The sequence below is a fragment of the Kinneretia sp. DJ1R-11 genome (assembly GCF_025717595.1).
In the GTDB taxonomy this organism is placed as follows: domain Bacteria; phylum Pseudomonadota; class Gammaproteobacteria; order Burkholderiales; family Burkholderiaceae_C; genus Paucibacter_A.
The window spans coordinates 1-850 of the sequence record NZ_JAJIRR010000051.1; the positions used below are offsets into that span (position 1 = coordinate 1).

At 58.8% G+C, this 850-nt stretch carries 1 protein-coding gene; it reads left to right on the forward strand.

Annotated features, from left to right (window positions below):
• The coding region (locus tag LNV23_RS23870; protein ID WP_263565243.1) for a hypothetical protein at positions 1-410 on the forward strand (410 nt) is incomplete at its 5' end.
• Positions 411-850 lie beyond the last annotated feature (440 nt).

An 850-nucleotide genomic window follows, 5' to 3' on the forward strand; every position in this document is an offset into this window, starting at 1 on the left:
GGCGGCGTCCTGCCGTCGCGGGCCGGTTAGCTCAAACGTTAAAGATCACCGCCGTGAACAAGCCTTGGTCAGCCATCGTCGCCCACTATGCTGAGTACGACGGTCCTTCAATGCAGGCGATGCATGCCCTTGCCGAGCGCATCGCCAGTGGGCCGCTCGCAACGGGGCTGTACGCATGGACCTCGATGTTCGATCTTTGCATTACTCAAACTGAGGCCGTTTACCCGTATACCGGGCCATATCTAAAAGTTTCGCCCCTTGCCGACGGGCAAATCGAATTTAGGTACTTGGACACGATGGAGCAAGGCAAGCAATGGCACCGCGTCGTAGAGCCCGAGGCCGCGATCGCCCGGTTGCTCGAATTTCTAAAGAATCTGCATTGGTTCCCAGGGGAGCTACTGCAACCATGATCCTTAACCTGCCATTCGAGCGGACCGCCTACGGCGTCCGCTCACTTTCACGTTAAAGCGCATGCCAGAAACCTTTGTCGCCGAGATCCATCTGCTGCCCGCGGAGCGTGGTGGGCGCGCCGGCCCCTTAGTGTCCGGCGAATGGCGAACCGTCCTCGGTATCAACAACGAGCATTGGTCAGCCCGACTGCTGTTTGAAGCAAGCCCCGCACCGGGTGATTCCTTTCGGGCCACAGTACAGTTGCTTGTCCCGGGAGCTAAGCAGCACTTCCATGCAGGTGCGGAATTCACGGTATGGGAAGGCGGCACTAAGGGAGTGGGTCATGTTTTGCCCACTGCGCTTTAACCTTTTGGTCAAGCGGACCTGCGCCAGCTACGCTGGCTGGTCCGCTTACCGCGAACGTTGAGGCTGTAAAAAAACTCCCCACCGGGTCCACCCC